This is a genomic window from Pseudomonas cistanchae (assembly GCF_054483635.1).
The window spans coordinates 51,183-77,663 of sequence record NZ_JBTLWN010000003.1 but is presented as its reverse complement, the minus strand read 5'-3'; the positions used below and the strand labels follow the sequence as shown (position 1 = coordinate 77,663).

Genomic DNA, 26,481 nt, shown 5'->3' with positions numbered 1-26,481 from the left:
AGTTTATTCGTCGCGGCCGTCCATCATGGTGCGCTTGAGCATCACGTACACCGCGCCGGTGCCACCATGTTTGGCCAGGCATGAGGTAAAGCCCAGCACTTGCGGGTGCTGGCGCAGCCAGGTGTTGACGTGGCTTTTGATCATCGGTTTGCGCCCGTCCATGCGCACGGCCTTGCCATGGGTGATGCGCACGCAACGCACTTCCAGCTTGTTGGCTTCGGCAATGAATTCCCAGAGCGTGTCGCGGGCTTTTTCCACGGTCATGCCGTGCAGGTCGAGGCTCCCCTCGAAGCTGATCTGGCCCAGCTTGAGCTTGCGCATCTGGCCTTCCTGCACGCCGTTGGCTGCCCAGTACAGCGGATCTTCGGCGCCAACGTCGATAACGAACTGATCAGACAGGCCGTCAACCTTGACCGAATCCACCCGCGCCGTGGCCGCCTGGCGCAGGGTGGCCAGTTGCGCACGGTTTGGTTTGGGTTTGCCGGTGTCGGCGCGGTCGTGCTTGATCGGTTTGACGCCGCGCAGCTCGGCTTTGAACAGTGCGCTTTCGTCATCGTCTTTAGGGTCGTCTTGCATAGTGGCCTCCGCGAAGGCCGCTAGTGTAACCAAGGCGGCAGGCGCTGACTGCCGTGGGGTGTGATCAGTTGCGTTTCTTCATCAGGTGCGGGGCCATGTTGAGGTCGCTGGTGCGGCGCATGCGACGGCGGAACAGGCGCCAGCCGATGATGCCAATCCACAGCAGCAACACACCCAGCGCCACCAGAACCACGGCGGCGACTGGCGAATCATTCAGGGCGCCGAGTGAGGCGGGACGGCCGAGCAGGGTGGCTGTACCGGCCATCGCCAATAAAATTCCAAAGCAGGCAAACAGTGCCGCGAGCGCGGCTGCAAGGCGCATGCGCCAGTTGCGGGGGCCGCGTGGACGCAGGCGGCGAGCATCAAAACCATCGGATGACTTCATTCCGATTTCCTCTGTGGGTATCGGCGGTATGACCCACAGGTCGCGGTGGGGTTCCTGGCGCTGCCCGGATTAAACCCGGCGTTGCGAGCAGCCGGCGCCGCCCGGATGCTCAAAGCAGCGAGCTGGCGCGCGCTACCAGCGTAGCAAAGTTGTCGGCGAGGGCGATCATTTCGGCCCGGTGCATGTCCGCAGCGGCAATTACCCCGCCTTCCGCCGTCGGCAAGTCACGGGTCGCGCAGGCGGCGTCCACCAGGGTGCAGCGATAACCGTAATCCTTGCAGGCGCGCACGGTGGAGCTGACGCTGGAATGGCTCATGAAGCCGCAGACGATCAGGTCCAGGTGACCCATCGCCTGTAGGCGGTCATGCAGCTCGGTGCCGGCGAAAGCATTCGGCAGGCGTTTCTGCACCACGACTTCGCCAGGCAGTGGCGCCACTTCCGGCAAGTGGCCGCCGCGCGGGCCGCTGGGGTCGAGCAGGCCGCCGGGGATGCCCATATGCCTGATATGGATGATCGAACTGCCCAGGGCACGCGCACCTGCCAGCAGTTTGGCGATTTCTTCCAGCGCCGCATCTAGGCCCGGCAGTTGCAGAACGCCGCTGCGGTATTCCTCCTGCGCGTCGATGATCAGCAAGGTCGCATTGCTCAGGCTGGCAGGCGCGTGACCGCGGCCGGTTAGCTGGAACATGGTGTGCGGATGGGACATGAAAGGCTCCTCGCGTAGGCGGACGACTCGGGCCATTGTCCGCCCCTGCCGCTCACCTGTGAACCTCTGTGACCAAAGTTGCGTTGCGTGGACGATTCGAGGCATAGGGATCGCAGGTAAGCGGGGATCGCGGGTGAGCGCGCCAGGGGCATGGGCTAGAATGCGCCCAATCTTGCCTGGAGCCGCTTAAGTGACCGATCTAACCACCAATCGCCTGCACACCATCCGTGACTACATTCGCTGGGCGGTCAGTCGTTTCCATGGCGAGGAGCTGTTCTTCGGCCACGGCACCGACAATGCCTGGGACGAGGCGCGTCAGCTGGTGCTGGGCGCGCTCCATCTGCCCTGGGAAATTGCCGACGCCTACCTCGACTGCCGTCTGCAGGACGATGAGCACCTGCACCTGCAAGCGCTGCTCGAACGCCGCATCGAGGCGCGCGTGCCGACCGCGTATCTGCTCGGTGAGGCGCTGTTCTGCGGCTTGCCCTTCATCGTCGATGAGCGCGTGCTGATTCCGCGCTCGCCGATTGCCGAGCTGATCGAGCAGCGCTTCGAGCCCTGGCTGGCGCAGGAGCCTGCGCGAATTCTCGACCTGTGCACCGGTTCGGGCTGTATCGGCATTGCCTGTGCCTACGAGTTCGCCGAGGCCGAGGTGGTGCTGGGGGATCTGTCGTACGAGGCGCTTGAAGTGGCCAACCGCAATATCGAACGGCACGGTCTGGATGAGCGGGTCTACACCGTTCAGGGTGACGGTTTTGCCGGCTTGCCGGGCCAGCGCTTCGATCTGATCGTCTCCAATCCGCCTTACGTGGACGCCGAGGATTTCGCCGACATGCCGGCCGAATACCAGCACGAGCCGGAACTGGGCCTCGCCTGCGGCGCCGATGGTCTGGACCTGGTGCGGCGCATGCTGGCCGAAGCGGCGGATCACCTGAGCGAGAAGGGCACGCTGATCGTCGAGGTGGGCAACAGCCAGGTTCACGTCGAGGCGTTGTACCCGGAGGTCGACTTCACCTGGCTCGAGTTCGAGCGCGGCGGTCACGGCGTGTTCCTGCTCGCGGCCCAGCAGTGCCGCGAGCATCAGGCACTGTTCCGCCAGCGAGTCAACGGCTAGGCGGCTGGCTCAGCGCGTTGCGATCCAGATCAGCAGGCCGGCCTGGAAAATACAGAACGCAATCAGGCAGGTGATGGTGAAGCGCAGGCTGCCATCCTCGCGCCTGAAGCGGTTGATGCGCTCCTCCAGCTTGCGAATGGTCACATCCTGCTCGCGCAGGTTCTGATCGGCCTGCTGCAGCATGTTGGCGGCATCGAGCAGGTTGACGACCTGGACCTTCTCGCTGTGCCAGTCGGCGTGCAGAGCACCGACGCGCGGGGCGCCGTAGCGGGCTTTCAGCTGCAGCGGGTCGAGGTATTCCACGCTGAAGCCCTGGGCCTGCAGGCACTGGTCGCGGCGTATGCGCGCACCTTCGCTGAGGGCATCCTTGGCCGGCAGCGCCCCGCCTTCAACGCTGTAATGCGCACAGCTCTGCCGTGCCCAGGCGATGCCCTGAGCCAGCAGGAAGCGGCCAAGGCCGCGGTTGGCTGGCTCGATCTGCAGACCCTTCTCGGGGCCGAAGCGGGCTTCCTTGAGGCGATGGTCAAGCCACACCTCCAGGACGTTCTGTTCCTTGCGCACGCGCTGGCCCGGCAGGTCGATGGTCAGGCGCAGCAGGCTCAGCTCCCTGCTGTGGCGCGCTACGCGGCCCAGTTGAACGAAGCGCAGGGGGCGCGCACCGGTATCACGGTCCACCTGCAAGGGCGCCAGGCGCAATAGCCGAAACTGCTCGGGGGCGAGCTCCGCCCATGCGTGCGGTTTTTCGGCCACGGCCTGGTCGTCGGCTTCGGCCAGACCATCGGATGAAGGAGCGGGAGTGTCGGTCATGGGAGCGGTCCTGTGCGCGATGCCAGGCGTGCGCGACCTAGCAGCCGGTTTATCGGCCGCTTTATCCGCCGCTGGAGGCTGGCACTGTGCCAATACGCTGAATGAACTCGACGATAGGCGTGATCAGCCCCGTTGCCAGTGGCAACTTGGGGTTGTCGTAGGACGCCAGCTGCGACTGCAGATTGAGGGGCACGATGCGCAGGACGTGATTCATGCCGTCGACGATCACCAGGCGCGCATCGGGCTTGGCCGCTTTCAGCGCCTGGGCATCGCCGACACTGACCTGGATGTCGTGGCTGCCCTGGACGATCAGCGCCGGCACCTGCAGTCGGGCGAAGGCCTCGCTGGGATTGTGCTGGAACAGCGAGATCAGGTACGGCTGTACGCTTGAGCGGAACAGCACCTTTAACTCATCGGGCACGGCCGCGTCAGCTTGCCCAGCCACCAGGCTGTCGAGGATTCGATAGCTGTGCGCCAGCAGGGCAGGCGGCAGGCGGTAATGCAGTTGTTCGCGCAGCACCTGGTCGATTGGCCGAGCGCTGCCGGCAATGCTGACCACGCCATCGGCCTGCGCCTCGGGTGCCGCCAGGCTGGCGATCAGTGCGCCTTCGCTGTGGCCGACCAGAATCAACCGATCGAACGCCGCATCGGCCTTGAGCAACTGACCCCAGGCCGCCGCGTCGTCGACGTAACGGGCCACGCTCAGGTCGCGCTCGTCCGGCGTTGCGGCGCGGCTGGCCGCGACTCCGCGCTTGTCGTAGCGCAGGCTGGCGATGCCATGCTTGGCCAGGGCCTGGGCCAGGCGCTTGAGGCTGTCGTTATGGCCGCCGGCCGGGTTGTTGCCGTCGCGGTCGGTCGGCCCGGAACCGGCGATCAGCAGGGCCACCGGGACCGGCTCGTCGCTGCGCGGCTGGAGCAAGGTGCCATGCAGCACGCCCTGGCTGGTGTGCAACTGCATCGGACGTTGCAGGACGGTACTTGAAGCTGCCTGCGTTAGTTCGGCGCACAGCAGCAGGACAACAGGCAGGAGACGCGACAACATAGGCAGGCACTTCAGCAGTTAGCTTCTAAATGGGAGTCGGTTGGACGCGCACGGCGGCGCAAGGTTCGTGGGGTGAACTGCACGGGCGCCGCGGGTATACTCGCGGCCTTCATTAAGTCGGGGTGGGGCTGCGCTGGCAAGCGTAGTTGCGCCCAGCGCTGATTTTCGCGGAGTTCCTGCAATGTCCGGCAATACCTACGGCAAGTTGTTTACCGTCACCACGGCCGGCGAAAGCCATGGTCCGGCGCTGGTCGCCATCGTCGACGGTTGCCCGCCGGGCATCGAACTGTCCCTGGAAGACATGCAGCGCGACCTCGACCGGCGCAAGCCCGGCACCAGCCGCCACACCACGCAGCGTCAGGAAGACGATGTGGTAGAAATCCTCGCCGGGGTGTTCGAAGGCAAGACCACCGGCTGCGCCATCGGCCTGCTGATCCGCAATACCGACCAGAAATCCAAGGATTACTCGGCGATCAAGGACCTGTTCCGCCCGGCCCATGCCGATTACACCTATCACCACAAGTACGGCATCCGCGACTACCGCGGCGGCGGACGCAGCTCCGCCCGCGAAACCGCGATGCGCGTGGCCGCGGGCGCCATTGCCAAGAAGTACCTGGCGACCCAGGGCATCGTCGTGCGTGGCTACATGAGCCAGCTCGGGCCCATCGAGATTCCGTTCAAGAGCTGGAGCAGCGTCGAGGAGAATGCCTTTTTCAGCCCCGACCCGAGCAAGGTGCCCGAGCTGGAAGCCTACATGGACCAGCTGCGCCGCGACCAGGATTCGGTTGGCGCGAAGATCACCGTAGTCGCCGAAGGTGTGATGCCTGGCCTGGGCGAGCCGATCTTCGACCGCCTGGACGCGGAACTGGCCCATGCGTTGATGAGCATCAACGCGGTCAAAGGCGTGGAAATCGGTGCCGGATTCGCCAGCGTCGCCCAGCGCGGCACCGAACACCGCGACGAGATGACCCCGGCCGGCTTCCTCAGCAACAACGCTGGCGGCATCCTGGGCGGTATTTCTTCCGGCCAGCCGATCGTGGCGCACCTGGCCCTGAAGCCAACCTCCAGCATTACTACCCCGGGGCGTTCGATTGATGTCGACGGCAATCCGGCGGACGTCATCACCAAAGGTCGTCACGACCCCTGTGTCGGCATTCGCGCAACGCCCATCGCCGAGGCGATGATGGCCATCGTGCTGATGGACCACCTGCTGCGCCACCGCGCGCAGAACGCCGATGTGCGGGTGGCAACGCCGGTGCTGCCGCAGCTGTGAAGGTCAGCGTAGGTTGGGTTGAGCGCAGCGATACCCAACAAGCAATCTCCTGGGTATCGCTGCTATCGACCCAGGCTACGGCATGAATACGGCATTGCCCTATTGGCGCCTATCCGGCTTCTACTTTTTCTATTTCTCGCTGCTCGGCGCCACCGCGCCGTTCCTGGCGTTGTATTTCGACCACCTGGGGTTTTCGCCGGCGCGGATCGGCGAACTGGTGGCGATTCCCATGCTGATGCGCTGCATCGCGCCGAACATCTGGGGCTGGCTGGGCGATTACAGTGGCCGGCGACTGGCGATCGTGCGCTTTGGTGCGTTCTGCACGCTGCTGTGCTTCGCCGGCATCTTCATCAGCCAGAGCTACGCCTGGCTGGCGCTGATCATGGCCTTGCATGCGTTTTTCTGGCACGCGGTACTGCCACAGTTCGAAGTCATCACCCTGGCGCACTTGAAGGAACAGGCAACCCGCTACAGCCAGATAAGGCTGTGGGGCAGCATCGGCTTCATCGTCGCCGTGGTCGGCCTGGGCCAGCTGTTCGAGCGGCTCAGCCTGGACGCCTACCCCTGGGCGCTGATCCTGATCATGGGCGGAATCGTCCTCAGCAGCTGGTGGGTGCCCAGCGCACAACCCCAGATGCGTCCGAATACCCTGGGGCAGGGCGGCTTCATCCGCCAGTTGCGCCGGCCTGGCATCCTCGCGTTCTACCTGAGCGTTGGCCTGATGCAGCTGAGCAACGGCCCGTACTACACCTTTCTCACCCTGCACCTGGAAGCGCTCGGCTATTCCCGCGGCCTGATCGGCCAGTTATGGGCGCTCGGCGTGCTGGCCGAAATCGTGCTGTTCATGCTGATGGCCAAGCTGCTCGCTCGGTATTCGCTGCGCACGGTGCTGCTCGCCAGCTTTCTGATTACCGCTGTGCGCTGGCTGCTGCTGGGCAATCTCGCCGATCACTTGACGGTGCTGCTGTTCGCGCAGTTGATGCATGCGGCGACGTTCGGCAGTTTCCATGCGGCGGCTATTCATTTTGTCCAGCGCAGTTTTGCCGATCGCCAGCAGGGCCAGGGCCAGGCGCTTTATGCCGCCCTGGCTGGCGTGGGCGGTGCCTTGGGCGCGCTGTATTCCGGTTACAGTTGGAACACCCTCGGCCCGGCGTGGACGTTTGCCATCGCCAGCCTGGTAGCCCTGACGGCTGCCGTTATCACCGCCACCCGCATACAAGAGGAGCGGCCATGAGCTCGACCCGCGAACAGCTGGCCCGACAGATCGTCGAGGCCGGGCAGTTTCTTTATCAGCGTGGCTGGTCGCCAGCCACCAGCAGCAACTACTCACTGCGCCTGTCCGCCAGCGAGGCGTTGCTGACGGTTTCCGGCAAGCACAAAGGCCAGCTCGGTGTGGATGACGTGCTCGCCACCGACATGCACGGCCAGAGCCTCGAGCCTGGAAAGAAGCCCTCGGCGGAAACCCTGCTGCACACGCAGCTGTACAACTGGAAGGCGGAAATCGGCGCGGTGTTGCACACCCATTCGGTGAATGCCACGGTGCTGTCGCGCCTCAGCCAGGCCGAGGCGCTGACGTTCGAAGACTACGAATTGCAGAAGGCCTTCAGCGGCGTCGCCACCCACGAATCTCGGGTCGTGGTGCCGATTTTCGACAACGATCAGGATATCGCCCGCCTGGCTGGCAAGGTGCAGCCCTGGCTGGACGCCCATCCCGACTGCGTCGGCTACCTGATTCGTGGCCACGGGCTGTACACCTGGGGCGCGCAGATGAGCGACGCGCTGCGCCAGATCGAAGCCTTCGAGTTCCTATTCGAGTGCGAGCTGAAACTGCGCGCATTGCAATGACCTGACCAAGAGAGCCCAGCATGAGCAGCCTGACCGTTTACCACGAGTCCTCTCCCGATCTGCCGAACAAGGTACTGACCCACCTGGAAGACATCGCCAGCACCCTGGCCGAGGTCGGTGTGCGTTTCGAGCGCTGGCAGGCCAGCGCGCCCATTGCCCCGGGTGCTAGTCCGGACGAGGTGATTGCCGCCTACCGCCCGCAGATCGACACGCTGATGAACGAGCGCGGCTACGTCACCGTCGATGTTGTCAGCATGACCCACGACCACCCGCAGAAAGCCGAGCTGCGTGCCAAGTTTCTCGATGAGCACCGCCACGCTGAAGACGAAGTGCGTTTCTTCGTCGCCGGGCGCGGGCTGTTTACCCTGCATATCGACGACTACGTCTACGCCGTGCTGTGCGAGAAGAACGACCTTATTTCGGTACCAGCCGGCACGCGGCACTGGTTCGACATGGGCGAGCAGCCGCACTTCGTGGCCATCCGCCTGTTCAACAATGCCGAAGGCTGGGTCGCCCAGTTCACCGGTGAAGAGGTCGCCAGCCGCTTTCCGCGTCTGGACGATTGATCCGACCTAATCTGCGGGGGACCCCATGCCGATCAAAGCCATTCTCACCGATATCGAAGGCACCACCAGCGCGGTGAGTTTCGTCTTCGATGTGCTGTTTCCCTATGCCGCCCGGCACTTGCCGGACTTCGTCGCGGCCCATGCCGATCAGCCTCAGGTCGCCGAGCAACTGGCAGCGGTACGCGGCCAGGCAGGCGAAGCAACCGCCGATACCGCGCGGGTCGTCGAGATTCTGCTGGAGTGGATCGCCGAAGACCGCAAAGCTACGCCGCTGAAAGCGCTGCAGGGCATGGTCTGGGCACAGGGTTATCAGAACGGCCAGCTCAAGGGGCATGTCTATCCGGACGCCGTCGAAGCGCTGAAGCGCTGGAAGCAGCAGGGCTATATGCTCTATGTGTATTCCTCGGGGTCGATACAGGCCCAGCAGCTGATCTTCGGCTGCTCCGAGGCCGGCGATCTGACGCCGCTGTTTTCCGGCTATTTCGACACCGGCAGCGGGGCCAAGCGCGAGGCTGGTTCCTACCGCAGCATCACCCAGGCGATCGGTGTACCGGCTGACGAGATTGTGTTTCTCTCCGATATCGTCGAAGAACTCGACGCCGCCCAGCAGGCCGGGCTGCGTACCCTCGGCGTTGCCCGGGAGGGCGGCGAGCTGCCAGGCCATGACACCGTTGCCAGTTTCGCGGTGATCGACCTCGACCGGCTCTGAGCCGCCGGATAGGCGGAACCAGACGGCCGCAGCCGCTATCGAAGGCTAAACGGTCTGTTTCGGGAGCACCCATGGATCTGCTGTATGCCGCACTGGCGCTGGTGCTGCTCGCGTTGCACCTGTGGGCCGCCTACAACGTGCTCAAGAGCAACACCAGCCGCAACATGAAAGTGCTCTGGGTGAGCCTGATTCTGCTGTTCCCGCTACTGGGCGTTTTCAACTGGTTCATCATGGGCCCGCGGGCCCATGCCATGCCGCCGCGCTAGAGGCAACTGGCGATGTGCAATTCCTTGCAATTCGACCCCGTAGCAACCTGAACGATTAGGGCGCATCCTGCCGGGCGCGGATCAAGGTCCGTTTCTAAAAACAACTTTCAAAGGAGTGTCACCATGGGCAGCGGTTTCAATGGCTTGATCGGTCTGATCATTTTCGCCCTGGACATTTGGGCCATCATCAATGTGGTCAAAAGCAATTCGGATACCGGCAAGAAGGTGCTCTGGGTGCTGTTGATCCTGTTCCTGCCGGTGGTTGGTCTGATCATCTGGGCGCTGATGGGGCCGCGCGGCAACGTCAAGTTCTAAGCAATGAAGCGCTTCGCAGCTGGGCTGCTCGGGCTCGCGTTGAGCCTGTGCGGCGGGCTGCTTTCCAGCGTATACGCTGCGGATGAGGCAGCAGCTTGGGACGCACTGCGCAATGGCCGGGCAATCCTGTTGTTGCGCCACGCCAGCGCCCCCGGATTTGGCGACCCGGCGGATTTTCGCCTGGACGACTGCAGCAGCCAACGCAACCTCGATGCCCGTGGCCGCGAGCAAGCCCGGCGCTGGGGCGAGCTGTTGCGGGCGCAGCGCTTCGAACGACTGCAGCTGTACAGCAGCCGCTGGTGCCGCGCCCGCGACACCGCCACGCAGATGGACCTTGGCCCGGTTCAGCCGCTACCGGCGCTGGATTCGTTCTTCGCCACACGGGCGCGGGCCAGCCAGCAGACGGAGGAGCTGCTCGAGCACATCAATGGATTGGAGCAGGACGCGACGCGGGTGCTGGTCTCGCATCAGGTCAATATCACTGCACTCACCGGAATTTATCCCGCATCTGGCGAAGGGCTGATTCTGGCGGTGCCGCTGACGTCGCCGGCCACTTTGCTCGGACGCATCGCCGCGCCCTGAGCACGGCGCTTGCTGCACTTACCGCATCAGGTAGCAGCACCAGGTTACAGCGCCAGCTCGACCTGCTCATGCTGACGCTGGCCTTCCAGTTTCAGCAGCAGGCTTTTGCGTGGGAGTCCGCCCGCGTAGCCGGTCAGGCTGCCGTTGGCGCCAATCACCCGATGGCAAGGCACAATCACCGCAATTGGGTTTGCGCCATTCGCGGTGCCCACCGCACGAATCGCCTGGGGCCGTCCGATCCTCGCGGCCAGCGCGCTGTAGCTGGTGGTCTGGCCGTAAGGAATGTCGACTAGGGCCTGCCACACTGCCTGCTGGAATGGCGTGCCTTTTGGCGCCAGGCGCAGCTCGAACCGGGTACGCCGGCCACTGAAATATTCGTCGAGCTGACGGCAGGCGACATCCAGTTCGGCCTGCGCCGGCTGCCAGTCGTCGCCGATGGTCCAGGGCCTGTCCTGGATATCCATCAGCACCTTGTGCAGCCCGGCGCCGCTGCCCACCAGCAACAGACGGCCAAGTGGGCTCTCGTGGTAGCGGTAATGCATCGCGGCTCTCCTGTTTACCGCGCCTGGTCGGCCGATCTCAGTCGAGCACTTTCCAGATGTCGCGGGCGTATTCGCGAATGGTGCGGTCGGAGGAAAACCAGCCGGCCCGCGCCGTATTCAACACCGCCGAGCGCCACCACAGCTTGGGCGAGCGCCAGTAATCGGCGACGCGGCGCTGGGCATGCCAGTAGGCATCAAAATCGGCACACACGAAGAAGGTATCGTGGGCGATCAGGTTGTCGACCAGCGCGGTGTAGCGGGTTGGATCGTCTGGCGAGAATACGCCATTGCGGATGGCTTGCAGCACTTCGTTCAGGCGCGGCGATTCCTGCACGATCGACTCGGCGTTGTACTCCCCGGCCAGCTTGCGCGCCTGCACCTGATTGGCCGTCATGCCGAAAATGAACATGTGCTCCTTGCCGATCAGCTCGGACATTTCCACGTTGGCGCCATCCAGGGTGCCGATGGTCAGCGCACCGTTGAGGGCAAACTTCATGTTGCTGGTGCCGGACGCTTCCAGCCCGGCGGTAGAGATCTGCTCGGACAGGTCCGCCGCGGGGATGATCACCTCGGCCAGGCTGACGTTGTAGTTGGGCAGGAACACCACCTTGAGTTGACCGCGCAGGGTCGGGTCGTCGTTGACGGTGCGGGCGATATCGTTGGCCAGCTTGATGATCAGTTTGGCTTGGTGATAACTGGCCGCCGCCTTGCCGGCGAAGATCTTCACCCGCGGTACCCAGTCGGTGGCCGGTTCGGCGCGCATCGCCTGGTACAGCGCCACGGTGTGCAGCAGGTTGAGCAGCTGGCGCTTGTATTCGTGGATGCGCTTGATTTGCACGTCGAACAACGCGTCGGGGTTGAGGGAAATGTTCATCCGCTCTTCGACGACGCGCACCAACTCCAGCTTCTTCAGCCGCCGCTGATCGGCGAAACGTTTGCGGAAGACGGGCTTGTCGGCGAAGGCCTCGACGTTGCTCAGCAGGGTTTCCGGGTTGTCCAGCAGCTCTTCGCCGGCCGCTTCGACCAGCAGCGCAGTGAGCTCAGGGTTGGCCTGGTAAAGCCAGCGGCGGAAGGTGATGCCGTTGGTCTTGTTGTTGATGCGCTCCGGGTACAGCGAATGCAGATGAGTGAACACGGTCTTGCGCATCAGTTGGGTGTGCAGCCCGGACACGCCGTTGATGCTGTGCGAGCCAAGGAACGCCAGGTTGCCCATGCGCACGCGACGGCCGTTGTCCTCCTCGATCAGCGACACTGCGCGCAACAGCTCGAAGTCGTGGATGTCGCGCGCGCGCAGTGCATCGATGTGGTACGCGTTGATCAGGTAGATGATCTGCATGTGCCGCGGCAGCAGACGCTCCATCAGGCCCACCGGCCAGGTTTCCAGGGCTTCCGGCAGCAGCGTGTGGTTGGTGTAGGACAGCGTGGCGACGGTCAGCTCCCAGGCCCTAGGCCAGGGGATGTCATGCACGTCGACCAGCAGGCGCATCAGCTCGGCAACGGCAATCGCCGGGTGGGTGTCGTTGAGCTGGATCGCCGCGTATTCAGGCAGGTTGTGCACGCCATCGTGCTGCTTGATATGGCGCCGCAGCAGGTCCTGCAGCGAGGCGGCGACAAAGAAGTATTCCTGGCGCAGGCGCAGTTCCTGACCGGCCTCGGTGCTGTCGGCCGGGTAGAGCACCCGCGAGATGCTTTCTGCGCGCGCCTCTTCGGCCACGGCGCCGATATGGTCGCCGGCATTGAACCGCTCGAGGTGAAAATCGCTTTCGGCGCGGGCACGCCACAGGCGCAGGGTATTCACCCCGGCACCGCGCCAGCCGGCGACCGGCGTGTCATAGGCGATTGCGCGGATGCCTTCGGCCCAGTTCCAGTAGTGCTTGGGTTCGCCCTGGGCGTTGATGCTGGCCGAGACGCCGCCGCCAAAGCCGATCAGGTAGGTCACCTCGGGGCGCTCGAATTCCCAGGGGTTGCCGAAATCCAGCCAGGTTTCGGTCTGCTCCAGCTGCCAGCCATCGACCACCGCCTGGCGGAACAGGCCGTGCTCGTAACGAATGCCGTAACCGTGGGCGGCCAGGCCCAGGGTCGCCATGCTTTCCATGAAACAGGCGGCCAAACGGCCCAAACCACCGTTACCCAGCGCGGCGTCGGCCTCAAGACGACGGATGCGGTCCAGGTCGACGCCCAGGTCATCCAGCGCGGCTCGGGCCACGTCGACGATGCCCAGGTTGCTCATGCTGTCGAACAGCAGCCGGCCGATCAGAAATTCCAGAGACAGGTAATAGACCCGCTTTTTCCCGTCGCGGTAGACCCTGCGCGTGTGATCCATCCACTTGTCCACCAGCCGGTCGCGGGTGGCCAGGGCGATCGCCTCGAACCAGTCGTGATCGAATGCATGCTCGGGGTCTTTGCCGACGGAATAGGTCAGTTTCGACAGCACACTGGCGCGAAAAGCCGCAACTTCTTCGGCGTTGATGGCAACGGAAGGGTCCTGGGACATGGGGCAAAATCCTTGGCTTCGAGGTGAAAGGGTTGGCGCAGAGCCAGCGAGGCTCTATCGCTGTGACCCCTCAGTCGGCTTCAGGGTTCGCTGAGATTTGGCACCGAATTCGCCTGCGCCGTGCTGCTGTGCCACAGGTGCACGGCCGCATAGGCGCGCCACGGTCGCCAGGCTTCGGCGTGCACGGCCAATTGCTTGGCGCTGATGCCGCCCATGCCCCACAGCGGCGCCTTGAGCAGGCCCAGGTCGCTGGTGGGAAACGCATCCGGCTCGCCGAACGCACGCAGGGCGATGTATTCGGCGGTCCAGGGACCGATGCCGGGGAGCGCGCAGAGCCGCTCGATCAGCTGTGCGCTGCCCTGGCTCATATCGAGCAGCAGCTCGCCACTGGCGATCTGCGCGGCAAAATGTTGCAGGGTCTGCACCCGTTTTCCCGGCATGCCGATCCCGGTCAGGTCCGCTGCCGCGATGGCCTGAGGGCTGGGAAAAAGGCGCTGCACGGCCTCGCTGGACGCGCCAGCCGGTAACGGCTCGCCGAAACGGTTGAGCAGCCGCCCGGTGATGGTGACCGCGGCCTTGACCGTAACCTGCTGACCAACGATGGCGCGCACCGCCTGCTCGAACGGCTCGAATGCGGTCGGCAGACGCAGGCCGGGGTGGCTGGCAAACGAGCGGGCGAGATGAGCGTCGTTGGCGAAGTGCGCAGCGATCCGCAAAGGCTCGGCGTCCAGGTCGAACATCCGTCGCACCCGCTGGATCAGCGCCGGCAGGCAGGCGCTGGCCGAGGAACTGTGGTGCAACAGCAAGGCGTTTTGCTGCTGCATGGGCTGGACGCAGAACCAGCCGCTGACGCCATCGAGCTGAAAGCTGCGGCAATAGCTGTCGGTGCTCAGTCGCTCCATGCCGGGCAACGCGCGCAGCGCGTAATGGGCGTGGAACTGCTGCCAGGACCAGGGTGGCTGGTAAGCGAGGACAACCGGAGGGGGAAGGGCATCGTTCATGGCGCGACGATAGCCGCCGCCGGCAAGTTTGTCAGCGCGAAACTGGCTTTCGAACTTGCTTCGGCCCTCGGGTTCGACCTGCTGGGGAGGGCAACGTAGAATGCGCACCTTTCTTTAGGGCTGGGCTCCAATACGGCGTCCTTACCGAATTTCGGCTATCAGGGGGAACCACCCATGAGCGATTACCAAGAAACGCTGTATGAAGGCTACGGCCAGTGCTTTCGGATGGACGAACTGCTGCACGAAGTGCGCACCGACCATCAGCATCTGGTGATTTTCGAGAATGCTCGCATGGGCCGGGTAATGGCGCTGGACGGGGTGATCCAGACCACCGAAGCGGACGAGTTCATCTACCACGAGATGCTCACCCATGTGCCGATCCTGGCCCACGGCCTGGCCAAGCGCGTGCTGATCATCGGCGGCGGCGACGGCGGTATGCTGCGCGAGGTGTGCAAGCACGACAGCGTCGAGCACATCACCATGGTCGAGATCGACGCCACCGTGGTCGAGATGTGCAAGGAGTTTCTGCCGAACCATTCCAAGGGCGCATTCGAAGACGAGCGTCTGACCCTGGTGATCGACGACGGCATGCGCTTCGTCGCCACCACGGAAGAAAAGTACGACGTGATCATCTCCGACTCCACCGACCCGATCGGTCCGGGCGAAGTGCTGTTCTCCGAGAATTTCTACCAGGCCTGCCGCCGCTGCCTGAATGACGGCGGCATCCTGGTGACCCAGAACGGCACGCCGTTCATGCAGCTGTCGGGCGTGCAGACCACTGCCGGGCGCATGCTCGGGCTGTTCGCCGACTGGCACTTCTACCAGGCCGCGATTCCCACCTACATCGGCGGCGCCATGACGTTCGCCTGGGGTGCCACCGACGCCGACTACCGCAAGCTGCCGCTCGATACCCTGCGTCAGCGTTTCGCCGGCAGTGGCATCGTCACCCGCTACTACAACCCGGAAGTCCATATCGGCGCATTCGCCCTGCCGCAATACGTACTGCAGGCGATCAACAAGCCAAGCAACGACTGAGCGGATTTCGCTCAAGACAAGGGGCCGCTCGGGCCCCTTTTTCTTTACCGGATTTTGCTGAGGCTTGCTCCAGCGCGGTGCGGCGGGCAGATTGCCCAGGGACAGCCACACGCGTGGCGCTGCGAATACTCCAACCTTTTCCCCGCTTCGCCAGTCATAAGCACACAGACGCCCGTCATCCCGCACAGGACTATTGGCAGTTTATGGATTTGGTCATTGCCCGCCCCGAAGGTCTGTATTGCCCACCCGGTGATTTCTATATCGACCCATGGCGCTCGGTCGAGCGTGCGGTCATTACCCACGGCCATGGCGACCACGCCCGCTGGGGCAGTCAGCATTACCTGGCGGCCGCGCCTGGTGAAGGTATTCTGCGCGCACGGCTGGGGCAGGACATCAACCTGCAGACCCTGGCCTATGGCGAGCGCATCAACCATCACGGGGTTACCCTGAGCCTGCATCCTGCCGGTCACGTGCTGGGCTCCGCCCAGGTGCGCCTGGAATACCAGGGGCAGGTGTGGGTCGCATCCGGCGATTACAAGGTCGAGCCCGACGGCACCTGCGAGCCGTTCGAACCGGTGCGCTGCCACACCTTTATCACCGAATCGACCTTTGGTTTGCCGATCTATCGCTGGCAGCCGCAGGCGCAGATCTTCGCCGGGGTCAATCAGTGGTGGCAGCAGAACCAGGCGGCCGGCCGTGCCAGTGTGCTGTTCTGTTATGCCTTCGGTAAGGCGCAGCGGATTTTGCATGGCATCGACGACAGCATCGGGCCGATTCTCGCCCATGGCGCGATGGAGCCGCTCAACCGGGTGTACCGCGACGGCGGCGTGCGGATTCCGCAGACCCAGTACGCCGGCGACTTCAAGAAGGGCGACCCGTTGCTGCGCGAGGCGCTGATCCTGGCGCCGCCCTCGGCGGGCGGCAGCACCTGGATGCGCCGTTTCGGCGATTACAGCGACGCCTTCGCCAGTGGCTGGATGATGCTGCGCGGTACGCGCAGGCGGCGCGGCGTCGACCGCGGCTTCGTGCTGTCCGACCACGCCGACTGGCCAGGATTGAACTGGGCCATCGCTGAAACCGGCGCCGAGCGGGTCTTCGTCACCCACGGCTCGGTCAGCGTGCTGGTGCGCCACCTGCGGGAAAAGGGCCTGGATGCCCAGGGCTTTGAGACCGAATACGGCGACGAGGAAGACGCCAATACGCAAGCGTCGGCAAGCGCCGAGGCCGATGCGCAGGTGGGCGAATGAAGGCGTTTGCCGAACTCTATGGGCGGCTCGATGAAACCACCTCGAGCAACGCCAAGCTCGCCGCCATGCAGGATTACTTTCGCGCCGCCAACCCTTCCGACGCCGCCTGGGCAGTGTTCTTTCTCGCCGGTGGGCGGCCGCGCCAACTGGTGCCGTCACGCGTGCTGCGCGAGCTGGCGATGGACGCCGCCAACCTACCGGAGTGGCTGTTCGAGGAAAGCTACTCGGCGGTTGGCGATCTGGCTGAAACCATTGCCCTATTGCTGCCCGAGTCCAGCCACGAATCCAGCGATGGCCTGGCGACCTGGGTCGAGGACAAGCTGTTGCCGCTGCGCGGGCTGCCGCCGGAAGAACTGGCTGCGCGGCTGCCGGCATTCTGGGCGCAGCTCGACCGGCAGGCGCTGATGGTCTGCATCAAGCTGATCACCGGTGCCTTCCGCGTCGGTGTGTCCAAGCTGCTGGTGACCCGCGCGCTCGCCAGCCTGGCCGGGCTAGACGCCAAGCGCGTGGCGCAGCGCCTGGTCGGCTACACCGACCTGTCGCACCGGCCGGGCGCCAACAGCTACCTGAAGCTGATCGCCCCCGAATCCAGTGATGAACACGCCCAGCGCGGCGGCCAGCCGTATCCGTTCTTTCTCGCCCACGCCTTGCAACTGCCGGTGGAGCGCTTCGAAGAAACGCTCGGCGCAGTTGACGCCTGGCAGGTGGAGTGGAAGTGGGACGGCATTCGCGCGCAGCTGGTCAAGCGCGACGGGCAGCTGTGGATCTGGTCGCGCGGCGAGGAGCTGATCAGCGAGCGCTTTCCCGAACTGCAGGGATTGGTCGAGCGGCTGCCGGACGGCACGGTGATCGACGGTGAACTGGTGGTCTGGCGCCATGCACCGCACGCTGAAGGCGAGCCGCCACAGTTGATGATCGAAGCTGGCACGGCCCCTGACAGCGCAGCCACGGACAGCGAGGACGCAGCGCAGCGCCCTGGCATTCAGCCGTTTGCCCTGTTGCAACAGCGGATCGGTCGCAAGACCCTGAGCAAGAAGCTGCTGGAAGATGTACCGGTGGCCATGCTCGGCTACGACCTGCTGGAATGGCAGGGCGCGGATTGGCGCAGCCGTCCGCAATACCAGCGACGCGAGCAACTGGAACAGGTCATCGCCGCCTGCGCCAGCCCGCAGTTGATGCCGTCACCGCTTTTGCAAGGCGCTAGCTGGCAGGCGCTCGCCGAGCAGCGCAGTGCGTCTCGCAGCCTGGGTGTGGAGGGCATGATGCTCAAGGCGCGCGATTCGCTGTATGGGGTTGGGCGAACCAAGGACATGGGCGTGTGGTGGAAGTGGAAGGTCGATCCGTTCAGCGTCGATGCCGTACTGATTTACGCCCAGCGTGGTCATGGCCGCCGGGCCAGCCTTTACACCGACTTCACGTTCGCCGTGTGGGACGGTCCGCCCGGCGCCAGCGAGCGCACCCTGGTGCCTTTCGCCAAGGCCTATTCGGGGCTAACCGACGAGGAAATGCGCAAGGTCGATGCGATCGTGCGCAAGACCACGGTCGAGAAGTTCGGCCCCGTGCGCAGCGTCATACCGAGCCTGGTGTTCGAGCTGGGCTTCGAAGGCATCGCGTTGTCAAAGCGGCACAAGAGCGGCATTGCGGTGCGCTTTCCGCGCATGTTGCGCTGGCGCCACGACAAGACCGTCGAGGACGCCGACACCCTGGCGATCCTGCAGGATTTGCTGCAATGAGCCCCGGGGAGCTGCTGCGGGCATGAGTGTCGCCAGCAGCTGGTTCGCGGCGCAGAACTGGAAAGCCTTTCCCTTCCAGAAAACCGTCTGGGCGGCCGTCAGCAAGGGCGAATCCGGCCTGCTGCACGCCACCACCGGTTCCGGCAAAACCTATGCGGTGTGGCTGGCGGCGCTTAACCGATTCGCCAAGCCGGTGGCACCGACCACCGCCAGCGGTCAGCCGCGCAAGCGCCAACCGGCCGCCGCACCGCTTAGCGTGCTGTGGATTACCCCGATGCGCGCGCTGGCCGCCGATACCCAGCGTGCCCTGCAGGCGCCGCTGGATGATCTGAACATCGCCTGGACGGTCGGCCTGCGCACCGGCGATACCAGCAGCGGCGAACGCGCGCGGCAGTCGCGCAAACTGCCCAGCGCGCTGATCACCACGCCGGAGAGCCTGACCCTGTTGCTTACTCGCAGCGATGCCGAGGTGCAGTTTGCCGGTCTGCGCATGCTGGTGGTGGACGAATGGCACGAACTGCTCGGCAACAAACGCGGCGTGCAGTTGCAGCTGGCCCTGGCACGGCTGCGGCAATGGAATCCGCAGCTGATCGTCTGGGGCTTGTCGGCGACCCTGGGCAATCAGCCCCATGCGCTGGAGGTGCTGGTGCCCGACGGTGCTGGCCGGCTGGTGCAGGGCAAACAGGCCAAGGACCTGCGCATCGACACCTTGCTGCCGCCGGGTCTCGAGCGTTTTCCCTGGGCCGGGCATCTGGGTTTGCGCATGCTGCCCCAGGTGCTCACCGAGCTCGAAGGCAGCGGCACCAGCTTGGTGTTCACCAACACCCGCTCGCAGGCGGAGGTCTGGTATCAGGCGCTGCTCGACGCGCGCCCGGACTGGGCCGGCCTGATCGCCCTGCACCATGGCTCGCTGTCGCGCGAGGTGCGCGACTGGGTCGAGCTGAGCCTTAAACAGGGCCGCCTGAAAGCCGTGGTGTGCACCTCCAGCCTGGACCTGGGGGTGGATTTCCTGCCGGTGGAGCGTGTGCTGCAGATCGGTTCGGCCAAGGGCATCGCACGCCTGTTGCAACGCGCCGGCCGTTCCGGCCACGCGCCAGGCCGTACGTCGCGGATCACCCTGGTGCCGACCCATGCGTTGGAGCTGATAGAAGCTGCTGCCGCCCAGGATGCAGTCGCGGCGGGGCAGATCGAAGGCCGCCAGTCGCCGGAAAAGCCCCTCGATGTGTTGGTGCAGCACCTGGTCAGCATGGCCCTGGGTGGCGGGTTCCGGGCCGATGCACTGTTCAGCGAAGTGCGCAGCAGCTGGGCCTACCGCGACCTCAACGAGGTGGAGTGGGCCTGGGCGCTGGCCTTCGTCCGCCACGGCGGCCATTCCTTGACCGCGTACCCCGATTACCAACGCGCCGAGCCGGACGAGCAGGGCGTATGGCGAGTACCAAACGCGGCATTGGCGCGGCGCCATCGCATGAGCATCGGCACCATCGTCAGCGATGCCAGCATCGCCGTGAAATTCTGGGGCAAGGGCGGTGGTGGCGGCTCCCTGGGCAATGTCGAGGAGGCTTTTATTGCACGGCTGCGTCCCGGCGACTGCTTCATGTTCGCCGGCCGTTTGCTGGAGCTGGTGCGGGTGGAAAACATGACCGCCTATGTGCGCCGTGGTCAGGGCCGCAAGGCTGCGGTGCCGCGCTGGAATGGCGGGCGCATGCCGTTGTCCAGCGAACTGGCGGATGCGGTGGTCGCACGTTTTGGCGCCGCCGGCGAAGGGCATTTCGATGGCCCGGAAATGCAGCTGCTGCGTCCGTTGCTGCAGGTGCAGCAGAGCTGGTCGACATTGCCCAGCCCGACGACCCTGCTTGCCGAGGTGCTGCACTCGCGCGAAGGCTGGCACCTGTTCGTCTACCCGTTCGCCGGCCGCAACGTGCACCTGGGGCTTGCCAGCCTGCTGGCCTGGCGCATGAGCCAGATGCAGCCGGTGACCTTCTCTATCGCGGTGAACGACTACGGCTTCGAGCTGCTGTCGGCCACCGAGGTGGACTGGTCGCGCGGGTTCAACGTCGAGCTGCTGCGCAGCGACAACCTCCTGCAGGACGTGTTCGGCAGCCTGAATGCCGGCGAATTGGCGTTGCGGCGCTTTCGCGAAATCGCGCGGATCGCCGGGCTGGTGTTCGGCGGGTACCCCGGCGCTGCCAAGAGCGCCCGGCAGGTTCAGGCGTCCAGCGGGCTGTTTTTTGAGGTGTTCAAGAAATACGACCCGGATAACCTGTTGCTGAGCCAGGCCCAGGAAGAAGTGCTGCGTCAGGAGCTGGATGTCGAGCACCTCGAACGCACCTTGCTGCGCCTGCAAGGCCGGCGTTTGCAGGTGCAGCAGGTGAAGCGGCCGACGCCACTGGCGTTCCCGTTGCTGGTGGAACGCTTTCGCGAAAGCCTCAGTTCGGAGAAACTCGCCGACCGCATCGCGCGCATGGTCCTCGATCTGGAAAAAGCCGCAGGGCCCGGCGCCTACCGCGCTGAGCCGAGTGCGGGCGTCAGCGTCGAGCGCGATGCACCGCGCAAACGCAGCCCGCGCCAGGGCAAGACCGGTCGCCCGCGTCAGACCGCAGCGCAGAAGGCGCTCGACGCGATCAACAAGGAGTAACCCATCGACGTGCACCCAGCCGAACTGGCGGTAACCATTGCCGATGCCGAACTGTGGCTTCTGGCCGACAAGGCGCTGTACTGGCCGGGCGCCGAAGCGCTGCTGATCGCCGATATCCATTTCGGCAAGGCAGCGGCCTATCGCGCTCTGGGACAGCCGGTACCCAGCGGCACCACCGCGGAAAACCTGCGCCGGCTTGATGCGCTGCTGGAGCGCTATCACTGTCGGCAGCTGATTTTCCTCGGCGACTTCCTGCATGCCCGGCAATCTCACGCGCCCGCGACATTGGCGGCGCTGCAGGCCTGGCGTGATCGCCATGCCGACCTGGAGATTCTCCTGGTGCGCGGCAACCATGACCGCAGCGCGGGTGATGCGCCTGCTTCGTTGCGCATCGAGGTGGTGGCCGAGCCCTATCTGCTCGGGCCGTTCGCGTTGCAGCACGAGCCCCATCCACACCCCAGCCGGCATGTGCTGGCCGGCCATATCCACCCGGTGTTCCAGCTCCGCGGACGCGGCCGGCAGCGCGTGCGCCTGCCGTGCTTCTGCCTGGATTCGCACGTCAGCCTGTTACCGGCGTTCGGCAGCTTCACCGGCGGCATGGCGGTTGAGGCGGCGCCAGGGCGACGCCTGTATGGAGTACTGGATGGTGGCGTATGGCCTGTGTCAGGTGGGGCGGGGCGGGCCTGACGCAAGCACCATCAACGCGCTTCGGCGACTCGATGGTGCAGCTGCTGAGACAACTGCGCCAGCCGTTTGCCAAGCCCCACCAGTGATTCCTGAGCTGCCAGCAGTTTGGCGCTAGCGCCAGTTCAGCGCAGGCGCTGCTTGAGGTAGAGGCCTGGGGTGGTGCCTTTCCAGCGCTTGAAGGCATGGATGAAGTTGGACACCTCACCATAGCCGAGGCGCTCGGCGATTTCTTCGAGTGTCAGGCCGCCGGTGCCGAGCAGCTCCTCGGCCAGGGCCTGGCGGACTTCCTCCTGCAGCGCGCGAAAGCTGCTGTTTTCGTCCTCCAGCTTGCGGCGCAAGGTGCGCGAGCTCATGTGCAGCTCAGTGGCGATGCTTTCCATGTCCGCCAGACGCCCGGGGCGGCTGAGCAGGCGATCGCGAATCTGCCCGGCCAGGCCGCTGCGTACGCGGCGCTTGGCCAGCAGCGTCTGGCATTGCAGTTCGCAGAGCTGCGCGCTGTTCGGGTTGGCTCGCGGCAGAGGGCGGTCAAGCAGGTCACGGTCGAAGCTGAGGCGGTTGCGGGCGCAGGCGAACTCCGGCAGTACGCCGAAGCGCTCGATAAACGGCGTGCTGTCCGCCGGCGCTGCCATCTGCAGTTGCACCTGGCGCAACGGCACGGCCGCGCCGATTAGCTCGCGCTGGATAACCAGCACCGCCATGGCATCGCGCTGCACGAGAAAATCTTGAAGCGCCGGCGGGATGGCGCTGGCATCGAGGTCCAGATGGGCATGATGGGCGTCTTCGCTCAGGCTTACCTGATTGAAGGCAAAGGTCAGGTCGAGGTAGCGCAAGCCCAGTTCGGCGGCCTGGCGAAAGCTCTGGCTGCTGAGCAGGGCGTAACCCCAGATACCGTACGTGGTGAGTTGATAGCGCAAGCCTGCCTGCAAGCCCAGATCGGCCACGTCAGGCAGGGCGGTGACCAGATTGGCCACCAGCTGCAGCTCCTGGCTGGCGCCGATCTCGCACTGCAGGTCGGCCAGTTGCAGCGCGTCCAGCCCCGTGTCGCGCAGGCACCGCTCGATACTCAAACCATGGTCGAGGCCGAGTTGCGTGAGTAGCTGCACGCTGGTGATGCTGCGGCGCGCGGGCCAGGTAGGCGTCATGCGATGACCGAATCTCACAATGGATGAGCGACTATGCCACAGCGCCTGAAGTTGAGCATCCGGCGCAACAAGGCGAGCGGGGGACGCCCGTCGGTGACGCCGGGCCGCGCTTGATCTGCCGCCATCAAAGCTTTAGCGTACCCGCGCAATTCAAGGCTGCTGCAAAGTCGGCGCAGACGTCGTTTACCCAATCTACGTACAGGCAAGGAAAGGTTTCGGCCATGCAGGAAGTGATCAAGGTATTTGTTGGTTGTGACCCCAACGACTGTGACCTGGAACAGATGATGGTGCTGGACTACAGCATCCGTAAGCACTGCTCGATGCCGGTCGAGATCCATTGGATGCAACTGTCGCGCAATCCGGATTCCTTCTGGTACTCCAACCCCGAGCAGCAGCAAGGCTGGCGGACCGAGGCCTGGACGACGCCGTTTTCCGGATTCCGCTGGGGTATTCCGGCGTTTTGCGGGTACCAGGGCAAGGCGATCTACATGGACACCGACGTCATGGTGCTGTGCGACCTGGCCGAGCTGTGGAGCCTGTCGTTCGAGCCGGGCAAGGTGGTGATGGCCAAGGGCGGCGAGCAGTCGTGGCGGTTCTGCGTGTCCATGTGGGATTGCGCTGCAGCTGAAAAGCATCTGCCGCCGATCGATGAGCTCAAAGGACGACCGGAAATCCACCAGCAGCTGAAGAAGTACTACAAGGTCAACGGCGAGGTCATCCAGCCGTTCGATACCGAGTACAACAATATCGACGGCGAGAACACGCCCGTTGAGCGCATCAAGATCCTGCATTATTCGGACATGGGCACCCAGTTCTCCCACTACCTGGCTTTGCCGCGCTTGCAGCAGGAAGGCCGCCAGCACTGGTTCGACGGGCAGGTCATGGAGCATCCGCGCAAGGACCTGCAAGCCTTGTTCGACAGCTATTACCAGGAGGCGCTGGACGCCGGCTACAGCCCTGAGAACTATCGGGTGCCGCAGATATTCGGCGAATTCCCCAAGTATTCGCAAAAGGCCTACACCGGCAACAAGGTGACCCGGCCGAAGCGTTGGTGGAAGTTCTGGTAATGCTGCCACTGCATGGCGCTGCTGGGCGACCCAGTGTCCGAAAGTCACAATAAGTTGGCCGGCTATCCCATAAACGCTGCGGCGTTCGGCACGTAGCATTCCTCCATCCGCACCACTGCGGTTGGAGAAGAGAATGAGCGGTTCCGAGTCAACAGCGCCGTTGCGCGTGGTGATCATTGGTAGTGGTTTCGCCGGCGTGGGCCTGGCGATCCGCTTGAAACAGGCCGGCATCGAGGATTTTCTGCTGCTAGAGAAAGCTGCCGAGGTGGGCGGCACCTGGCGCGACAATGATTACCCGGGCGCGGCCTGCGATGTGCCTTCCCATCTGTATTCGTTTTCCTTCGCGCCGAAAGCCGACTGGAGCCGCAAATACGCGCCCCAGGCGGAAATCCAGCAGTACCTGCTGGACTGCGTCGAGCGTTACGCGCTGCGCCGGCACATCGCCTGCAACCGCGAGGTGGTGGCCGCCCGTTTCGACGCGCCCGCCGCGCTCTGGCGCATCAAGCTGGCCAATGGCGAGGAGCTGAGCGCCCAGGTACTGGTCAGCGCCTGTGGTCAGCTCAATCGACCGGCGTATCCGCCGCTTGCCGGTATCGAGCACTTCGCCGGTGAGGCATTTCACTCCGCGCGCTGGCGCCACGACCTCGACCTCTCCGGCAAGCGCGTCGCGGTCATCGGCACGGGCGCCTCGGCGATCCAGTTCGTGCCGCAGATTCAGCCCAAGGTCGCAAATTTGCAGCTGTTCCAGCGTTCGCCCGCCTATGTACTACCCAAGCCGGACCGTGCGTACCGACGCTGGGAAGTGGCGTTGAAGCGGCGCTGGCCCTGGCTGCAACGAATCGATCGTGGCCTGAAGTACCTTCAGCATGAATTACGGGCACTGGCGTTCATCAACTTTCCGGGCTTGATGGGCCTGTTCCGGTCGGGGTTTATCCGCCACCTTGCAGACCACATTGCCGACCCCGAGCTGCGCACGCGCCTGGAGCCGGACTACCCGATGGGCTGCAAGCGCATCCTGATCAGCAACGACTATTACCCGGCGCTCGCGCAGGCAAACGTGCAGGTGGTCAGCGAGGCCATTCGTGAAGTCAACGCAGGCGGCATAGTCACGGCGGACGGCCATCAGCATGCATGCGATGTACTGATCTTCGCGACCGGCTTCGCCGCCTCGGAGTTTCTCGCGCCGATGCAGATCACCGGCCTTGATGGGGTCGAGCTGAACCAGCGCTGGAAGGAGGGCGCCGAGGCCTACAAGGGCATCAGCGTCAGCGGTTTTCCCAATCTGTTTCTGCTCTATGGACCCAATACCAACCTGGGCCACAGCTCGATCATCTACATGCTCGAAAGCCAGTTTCGCTACGTGCTGAGCTGCATCGAGACGTTGCGCGAGCGAGCGCTGCGTTACCTCGATGTGAAGCCGCAGGCCCAGCTGCGATTCAACCGCCAGGTTCAGACCGCCGTGCAGCGCACCATCTGGGCCCAGGGGTGCGACAGCTGGTACCGCAATGACAGCGGCAAACACACCAACAACTGGCCTGGCTATACCTTCAGTTATCGACATATCACCCGCGCCCCGGAGTTGGCCGACTATGAATGTACCCGCTGAGTTCGTTGCCCCGGTCGCCGACCAGGCTGTCACACGGTGGGTTTTGCGCGCCGCGTTGCGCCTGCTGTTTCGTGGCCTGGTACGCCCGCCGATGCCGATTGGCGGGCAGCGCGCGGTGATCAACCTGCTGACCGCCGTCGCCCCGCGTGTACCCGGTGTCAGCCGCAGCACGACCACACTGGGCGGTCGGCCATGCGAGTGGCATCGGCCGCAGCACGCCAGCGGCGGCGTACTGCTCTATCTGCACGGCGGTGGTTATCTGATTGGCGGACCGCATACCCACCGGGGGATCTGTGGCCAATTGGCCAAACGCGGGCAGATCGAAGTCTGTGCGCTGGATTACCGCCTGGCACCGGAGTTTCCCTTTCCGGCGGCGCGCGACGATGCCCTGGGGGCGTATCGAGCATTGCTCGATGCCGGTTATGCGCCTGAACGAATCGCCATCGGCGGCGACTCGGTGGGCGGTAATCTCAGCCTGGTCACCAGCCTGGGCCTGCGCGAACTCGGGTTGCCTCAACCGGCGGCGCTGGTGTGCTTCTCGCCCGTGACCGACTTCACTCGCCAGCAGCTGCATAGCCCGCCCGCGGGCGACCCGCTGCTTCACCCCTTGTGGATCGAGCAAGCAGCGCGGCTCTATTGCCCGCCAGATACAGGCGCCGAAAATCCGGCCATTTCGCCGCTTTTTGCCGACTTGCATGGCCTGGCTCCTCTGCTGCTGCAGGTCGGCGAGGACGAATTGCTGCTCAACGGCAGCTTGCGCTTCGCCGAAAAAGCTATTGCGGCAGGGGTGTCGGTACAGCTGCAACGTTATCCGGCGTTGTGGCATGTATTTCAGGCACATGCCGGCATGCTCAATGCGGCGGATTTCGCCCTGGACGAAGTGGTGAGCTTTCTCCGCGAGCAGGGCGTAGCAGAACCTTCGCGCACTGGCGGAGCTTCGAAGGATGCGCCTCGGAGAATGTGCGAGCGGATGTAACAAGTGGATGTTTCAGCGGGCAAAACGGCCAGTACCGCGCTAGTCTGCTAATGACGGCTACGGGTTATTCATCCTGAATAACCCTCCGGCAAGCCGACTTGCCTGGCAGGATCGGCTATGACACATCAAG

The 26,481-nt window shown here is 64.4% G+C and carries 26 protein-coding genes; 17 read left to right on the top strand and 9 right to left on the bottom strand.

The genetic code is table 11. From position 1 onward, the window contains the following. Positions 1-3: 3 nt before the first annotated feature. From ACX0MV_RS10355 to ACX0MV_RS10345, 3 genes are all read right to left on the bottom strand, one after another. The gene (locus tag ACX0MV_RS10355) at positions 4-576 is read right to left on the bottom strand and encodes a Smr/MutS family protein (protein ID WP_458982427.1); all 573 of its coding nucleotides are present in this window, start codon (positions 574-576) and stop codon (positions 4-6) included. 64 nt (positions 577-640) lie between these two features. Further along, entirely contained in the window at positions 641-961 is a 321-nt protein-coding gene (locus ACX0MV_RS10350) for a hypothetical protein (RefSeq protein WP_458982426.1), read from the bottom strand. Between the two features lie 109 nt (positions 962-1,070). Next, positions 1,071-1,667: a cysteine hydrolase family protein gene (locus ACX0MV_RS10345; protein WP_458982425.1), complete on the bottom strand. Its 597-nt coding sequence runs from the start codon at positions 1,665-1,667 to the stop codon at positions 1,071-1,073. A gap of 190 nt (positions 1,668-1,857) precedes the next feature. On the opposite strand from ACX0MV_RS10345, the gene prmB reads away from it, so the two are divergent. Beyond that, entirely contained in the window at positions 1,858-2,781 is a 924-nt protein-coding gene (gene prmB / locus ACX0MV_RS10340; RefSeq protein WP_458982424.1) for a 50S ribosomal protein L3 N(5)-glutamine methyltransferase, read from the top strand. 9 nt (positions 2,782-2,790) lie between these two features. Here the strand turns inward: prmB and ACX0MV_RS10335 are convergent, their stop codons facing one another. After that, positions 2,791-3,588, bottom strand: a complete 798-nt coding sequence (locus ACX0MV_RS10335) for a hypothetical protein (protein ID WP_458982423.1) — start codon at positions 3,586-3,588, stop codon at positions 2,791-2,793. A 61-nt stretch (positions 3,589-3,649) separates the two neighbouring features. Then, complete coding sequence (locus ACX0MV_RS10330) at positions 3,650-4,630, bottom strand: alpha/beta hydrolase (RefSeq protein WP_458982422.1); 981 nt, start codon at positions 4,628-4,630, stop codon at positions 3,650-3,652. A gap of 181 nt (positions 4,631-4,811) precedes the next feature. Between ACX0MV_RS10330 and aroC the strand changes: the two genes are divergently transcribed. The 8 genes from aroC to ACX0MV_RS10290 all read left to right on the top strand — a co-directional run bounded on the left by aroC (position 4,812) and on the right by ACX0MV_RS10290 (position 10,186). Further along, on the top strand, positions 4,812-5,903 hold the full coding sequence (gene aroC / locus ACX0MV_RS10325) for a chorismate synthase (RefSeq protein ID WP_458982421.1): 1,092 nt from the start codon (positions 4,812-4,814) through the stop codon (positions 5,901-5,903). Between the two features lie 82 nt (positions 5,904-5,985). Continuing rightward, positions 5,986-7,137 (top strand): MFS transporter, encoded by a 1,152-nt coding sequence (locus ACX0MV_RS10320; protein WP_458982420.1) that lies wholly within the window; start codon positions 5,986-5,988, stop codon positions 7,135-7,137. After that, on the top strand, positions 7,134-7,748 hold the full coding sequence (locus tag ACX0MV_RS10315; RefSeq protein ID WP_458982419.1) for a methylthioribulose 1-phosphate dehydratase: 615 nt from the start codon (positions 7,134-7,136) through the stop codon (positions 7,746-7,748). The genes ACX0MV_RS10320 and ACX0MV_RS10315 overlap by 4 nt, the downstream gene beginning before the upstream one ends. 20 nt (positions 7,749-7,768) lie before the next feature. Next, positions 7,769-8,314, top strand: a complete 546-nt coding sequence (locus ACX0MV_RS10310; RefSeq protein ID WP_458982418.1) for a 1,2-dihydroxy-3-keto-5-methylthiopentene dioxygenase — start codon at positions 7,769-7,771, stop codon at positions 8,312-8,314. A gap of 25 nt (positions 8,315-8,339) precedes the next feature. Then, positions 8,340-9,023, top strand: coding sequence for an acireductone synthase (mtnC, locus tag ACX0MV_RS10305; protein ID WP_458982417.1), 684 nt, complete (start codon positions 8,340-8,342; stop codon positions 9,021-9,023). 71 nt (positions 9,024-9,094) lie between these two features. Beyond that, positions 9,095-9,289: a PLD nuclease N-terminal domain-containing protein gene (locus tag ACX0MV_RS10300; RefSeq protein WP_458982416.1), complete on the top strand. Its 195-nt coding sequence runs from the start codon at positions 9,095-9,097 to the stop codon at positions 9,287-9,289. Between the two features lie 123 nt (positions 9,290-9,412). After that, entirely contained in the window at positions 9,413-9,604 is a 192-nt protein-coding gene (locus tag ACX0MV_RS10295; RefSeq protein WP_458982415.1) for a PLDc N-terminal domain-containing protein, read from the top strand. A gap of 3 nt (positions 9,605-9,607) precedes the next feature. Next, entirely contained in the window at positions 9,608-10,186 is a 579-nt protein-coding gene (locus ACX0MV_RS10290; protein ID WP_458982414.1) for a histidine phosphatase family protein, read from the top strand. A 44-nt stretch (positions 10,187-10,230) separates the two neighbouring features. On the opposite strand, the gene ACX0MV_RS10285 is transcribed toward ACX0MV_RS10290, so the two are convergent. The 3 genes from ACX0MV_RS10285 to ACX0MV_RS10275 form a co-directional block, all read right to left on the bottom strand. After that, positions 10,231-10,728, bottom strand: coding sequence for a methylated-DNA--[protein]-cysteine S-methyltransferase (locus tag ACX0MV_RS10285; protein WP_458982413.1), 498 nt, complete (start codon positions 10,726-10,728; stop codon positions 10,231-10,233). Positions 10,729-10,765: 37 nt separating this feature from the next. Continuing rightward, positions 10,766-13,222: a glycogen/starch/alpha-glucan phosphorylase gene (locus ACX0MV_RS10280; protein WP_458982412.1), complete on the bottom strand. Its 2,457-nt coding sequence runs from the start codon at positions 13,220-13,222 to the stop codon at positions 10,766-10,768. Positions 13,223-13,302: 80 nt separating this feature from the next. After that, on the bottom strand, positions 13,303-14,223 hold the full coding sequence (locus ACX0MV_RS10275; protein WP_458982411.1) for a DNA-3-methyladenine glycosylase family protein: 921 nt from the start codon (positions 14,221-14,223) through the stop codon (positions 13,303-13,305). A 174-nt stretch (positions 14,224-14,397) separates the two neighbouring features. Here ACX0MV_RS10275 and speE point away from each other — a divergent pair, with 174 nt between their 5' ends. The 5 genes from speE (at position 14,398) to pdeM (ending at position 21,560) form a co-directional block, all read left to right on the top strand. Continuing rightward, positions 14,398-15,258, top strand: a complete 861-nt coding sequence (gene speE, locus ACX0MV_RS10270; protein ID WP_458982410.1) for a polyamine aminopropyltransferase — start codon at positions 14,398-14,400, stop codon at positions 15,256-15,258. A gap of 203 nt (positions 15,259-15,461) precedes the next feature. Beyond that, on the top strand, positions 15,462-16,505 hold the full coding sequence (locus ACX0MV_RS10265; protein WP_458982409.1) for a ligase-associated DNA damage response exonuclease: 1,044 nt from the start codon (positions 15,462-15,464) through the stop codon (positions 16,503-16,505). Further along, on the top strand, positions 16,502-18,238 hold the full coding sequence (locus tag ACX0MV_RS10260) for an ATP-dependent DNA ligase (RefSeq protein WP_458982408.1): 1,737 nt from the start codon (positions 16,502-16,504) through the stop codon (positions 18,236-18,238). Before ACX0MV_RS10265 ends, ACX0MV_RS10260 begins: the two co-directional genes overlap by 4 nt. 22 nt (positions 18,239-18,260) lie before the next feature. Continuing rightward, positions 18,261-20,873: a ligase-associated DNA damage response DEXH box helicase gene (locus ACX0MV_RS10255; protein WP_458982407.1), complete on the top strand. Its 2,613-nt coding sequence runs from the start codon at positions 18,261-18,263 to the stop codon at positions 20,871-20,873. 9 nt (positions 20,874-20,882) lie between these two features. Next, the gene (pdeM, locus tag ACX0MV_RS10250) at positions 20,883-21,560 is read left to right on the top strand and encodes a ligase-associated DNA damage response endonuclease PdeM (protein ID WP_458982406.1); all 678 of its coding nucleotides are present in this window, start codon (positions 20,883-20,885) and stop codon (positions 21,558-21,560) included. Positions 21,561-21,682: 122 nt separating this feature from the next. Here the strand turns inward: pdeM and ACX0MV_RS10245 are convergent, their stop codons facing one another. Then, a complete protein-coding gene (locus ACX0MV_RS10245; RefSeq protein WP_458982405.1) occupies positions 21,683-22,702 on the bottom strand; it encodes an AraC family transcriptional regulator in 1,020 nt (339 codons plus the stop codon). Between the two features lie 221 nt (positions 22,703-22,923). Here ACX0MV_RS10245 and ACX0MV_RS10240 point away from each other — a divergent pair, with 221 nt between their 5' ends. From ACX0MV_RS10240 to ACX0MV_RS10230, 3 genes are all read left to right on the top strand, one after another. Next, positions 22,924-23,769, top strand: coding sequence for a glycosyltransferase family protein (locus tag ACX0MV_RS10240; RefSeq protein WP_458982404.1), 846 nt, complete (start codon positions 22,924-22,926; stop codon positions 23,767-23,769). A 133-nt stretch (positions 23,770-23,902) separates the two neighbouring features. Continuing rightward, positions 23,903-25,375 carry a flavin-containing monooxygenase gene (locus ACX0MV_RS10235; protein WP_458982403.1) on the top strand — a complete coding sequence of 491 codons (1,473 nt, stop codon included), beginning with the start codon at positions 23,903-23,905 and terminating at the stop codon, positions 25,373-25,375. Then, positions 25,359-26,351, top strand: coding sequence for an alpha/beta hydrolase (locus ACX0MV_RS10230; protein ID WP_458982402.1), 993 nt, complete (start codon positions 25,359-25,361; stop codon positions 26,349-26,351). Before ACX0MV_RS10235 ends, ACX0MV_RS10230 begins: the two co-directional genes overlap by 17 nt. The last annotated feature ends 130 nt before the right edge of the window (positions 26,352-26,481 follow it).

Excerpts from the sequence above, each read along its gene's own strand:
- ACX0MV_RS10355 (WP_458982427.1), bottom strand. The coding sequence starts at position 576 with ATGCAAGACGACCCTAAAGACGATGACGAAAGCGCACTGTTCAAAGCC.
- ACX0MV_RS10350 (WP_458982426.1), bottom strand. The coding sequence starts at position 961 with ATGAAGTCATCCGATGGTTTTGATGCTCGCCGCCTGCGTCCACGCGGC.
- ACX0MV_RS10345 (WP_458982425.1), bottom strand. The coding sequence starts at position 1,667 with ATGTCCCATCCGCACACCATGTTCCAGCTAACCGGCCGCGGTCACGCG.
- ACX0MV_RS10335 (WP_458982423.1), bottom strand. The coding sequence starts at position 3,588 with ATGACCGACACTCCCGCTCCTTCATCCGATGGTCTGGCCGAAGCCGAC.
- ACX0MV_RS10330 (WP_458982422.1), bottom strand. The coding sequence starts at position 4,630 with ATGTTGTCGCGTCTCCTGCCTGTTGTCCTGCTGCTGTGCGCCGAACTA.
- aroC (WP_458982421.1), top strand. The coding sequence starts at position 4,812 with ATGTCCGGCAATACCTACGGCAAGTTGTTTACCGTCACCACGGCCGGC.
- ACX0MV_RS10320 (WP_458982420.1), top strand. The coding sequence starts at position 5,986 with ATGAATACGGCATTGCCCTATTGGCGCCTATCCGGCTTCTACTTTTTC.
- ACX0MV_RS10315 (WP_458982419.1), top strand. The coding sequence starts at position 7,134 with ATGAGCTCGACCCGCGAACAGCTGGCCCGACAGATCGTCGAGGCCGGG.
- ACX0MV_RS10310 (WP_458982418.1), top strand. The coding sequence starts at position 7,769 with ATGAGCAGCCTGACCGTTTACCACGAGTCCTCTCCCGATCTGCCGAAC.
- mtnC (WP_458982417.1), top strand. The coding sequence starts at position 8,340 with ATGCCGATCAAAGCCATTCTCACCGATATCGAAGGCACCACCAGCGCG.
- ACX0MV_RS10300 (WP_458982416.1), top strand. The coding sequence starts at position 9,095 with ATGGATCTGCTGTATGCCGCACTGGCGCTGGTGCTGCTCGCGTTGCAC.
- ACX0MV_RS10295 (WP_458982415.1), top strand. The coding sequence starts at position 9,413 with ATGGGCAGCGGTTTCAATGGCTTGATCGGTCTGATCATTTTCGCCCTG.
- ACX0MV_RS10290 (WP_458982414.1), top strand. The coding sequence starts at position 9,608 with ATGAAGCGCTTCGCAGCTGGGCTGCTCGGGCTCGCGTTGAGCCTGTGC.
- ACX0MV_RS10285 (WP_458982413.1), bottom strand. The coding sequence starts at position 10,728 with ATGCATTACCGCTACCACGAGAGCCCACTTGGCCGTCTGTTGCTGGTG.
- ACX0MV_RS10280 (WP_458982412.1), bottom strand. The coding sequence starts at position 13,222 with ATGTCCCAGGACCCTTCCGTTGCCATCAACGCCGAAGAAGTTGCGGCT.
- ACX0MV_RS10275 (WP_458982411.1), bottom strand. The coding sequence starts at position 14,223 with ATGAACGATGCCCTTCCCCCTCCGGTTGTCCTCGCTTACCAGCCACCC.
- speE (WP_458982410.1), top strand. The coding sequence starts at position 14,398 with ATGAGCGATTACCAAGAAACGCTGTATGAAGGCTACGGCCAGTGCTTT.
- ACX0MV_RS10265 (WP_458982409.1), top strand. The coding sequence starts at position 15,462 with ATGGATTTGGTCATTGCCCGCCCCGAAGGTCTGTATTGCCCACCCGGT.
- ACX0MV_RS10260 (WP_458982408.1), top strand. The coding sequence starts at position 16,502 with ATGAAGGCGTTTGCCGAACTCTATGGGCGGCTCGATGAAACCACCTCG.
- ACX0MV_RS10255 (WP_458982407.1), top strand. The coding sequence starts at position 18,261 with ATGAGTGTCGCCAGCAGCTGGTTCGCGGCGCAGAACTGGAAAGCCTTT.
- ACX0MV_RS10245 (WP_458982405.1), bottom strand. The coding sequence starts at position 22,702 with ATGACGCCTACCTGGCCCGCGCGCCGCAGCATCACCAGCGTGCAGCTA.
- ACX0MV_RS10240 (WP_458982404.1), top strand. The coding sequence starts at position 22,924 with ATGCAGGAAGTGATCAAGGTATTTGTTGGTTGTGACCCCAACGACTGT.
- ACX0MV_RS10235 (WP_458982403.1), top strand. The coding sequence starts at position 23,903 with ATGAGCGGTTCCGAGTCAACAGCGCCGTTGCGCGTGGTGATCATTGGT.
- ACX0MV_RS10230 (WP_458982402.1), top strand. The coding sequence starts at position 25,359 with ATGAATGTACCCGCTGAGTTCGTTGCCCCGGTCGCCGACCAGGCTGTC.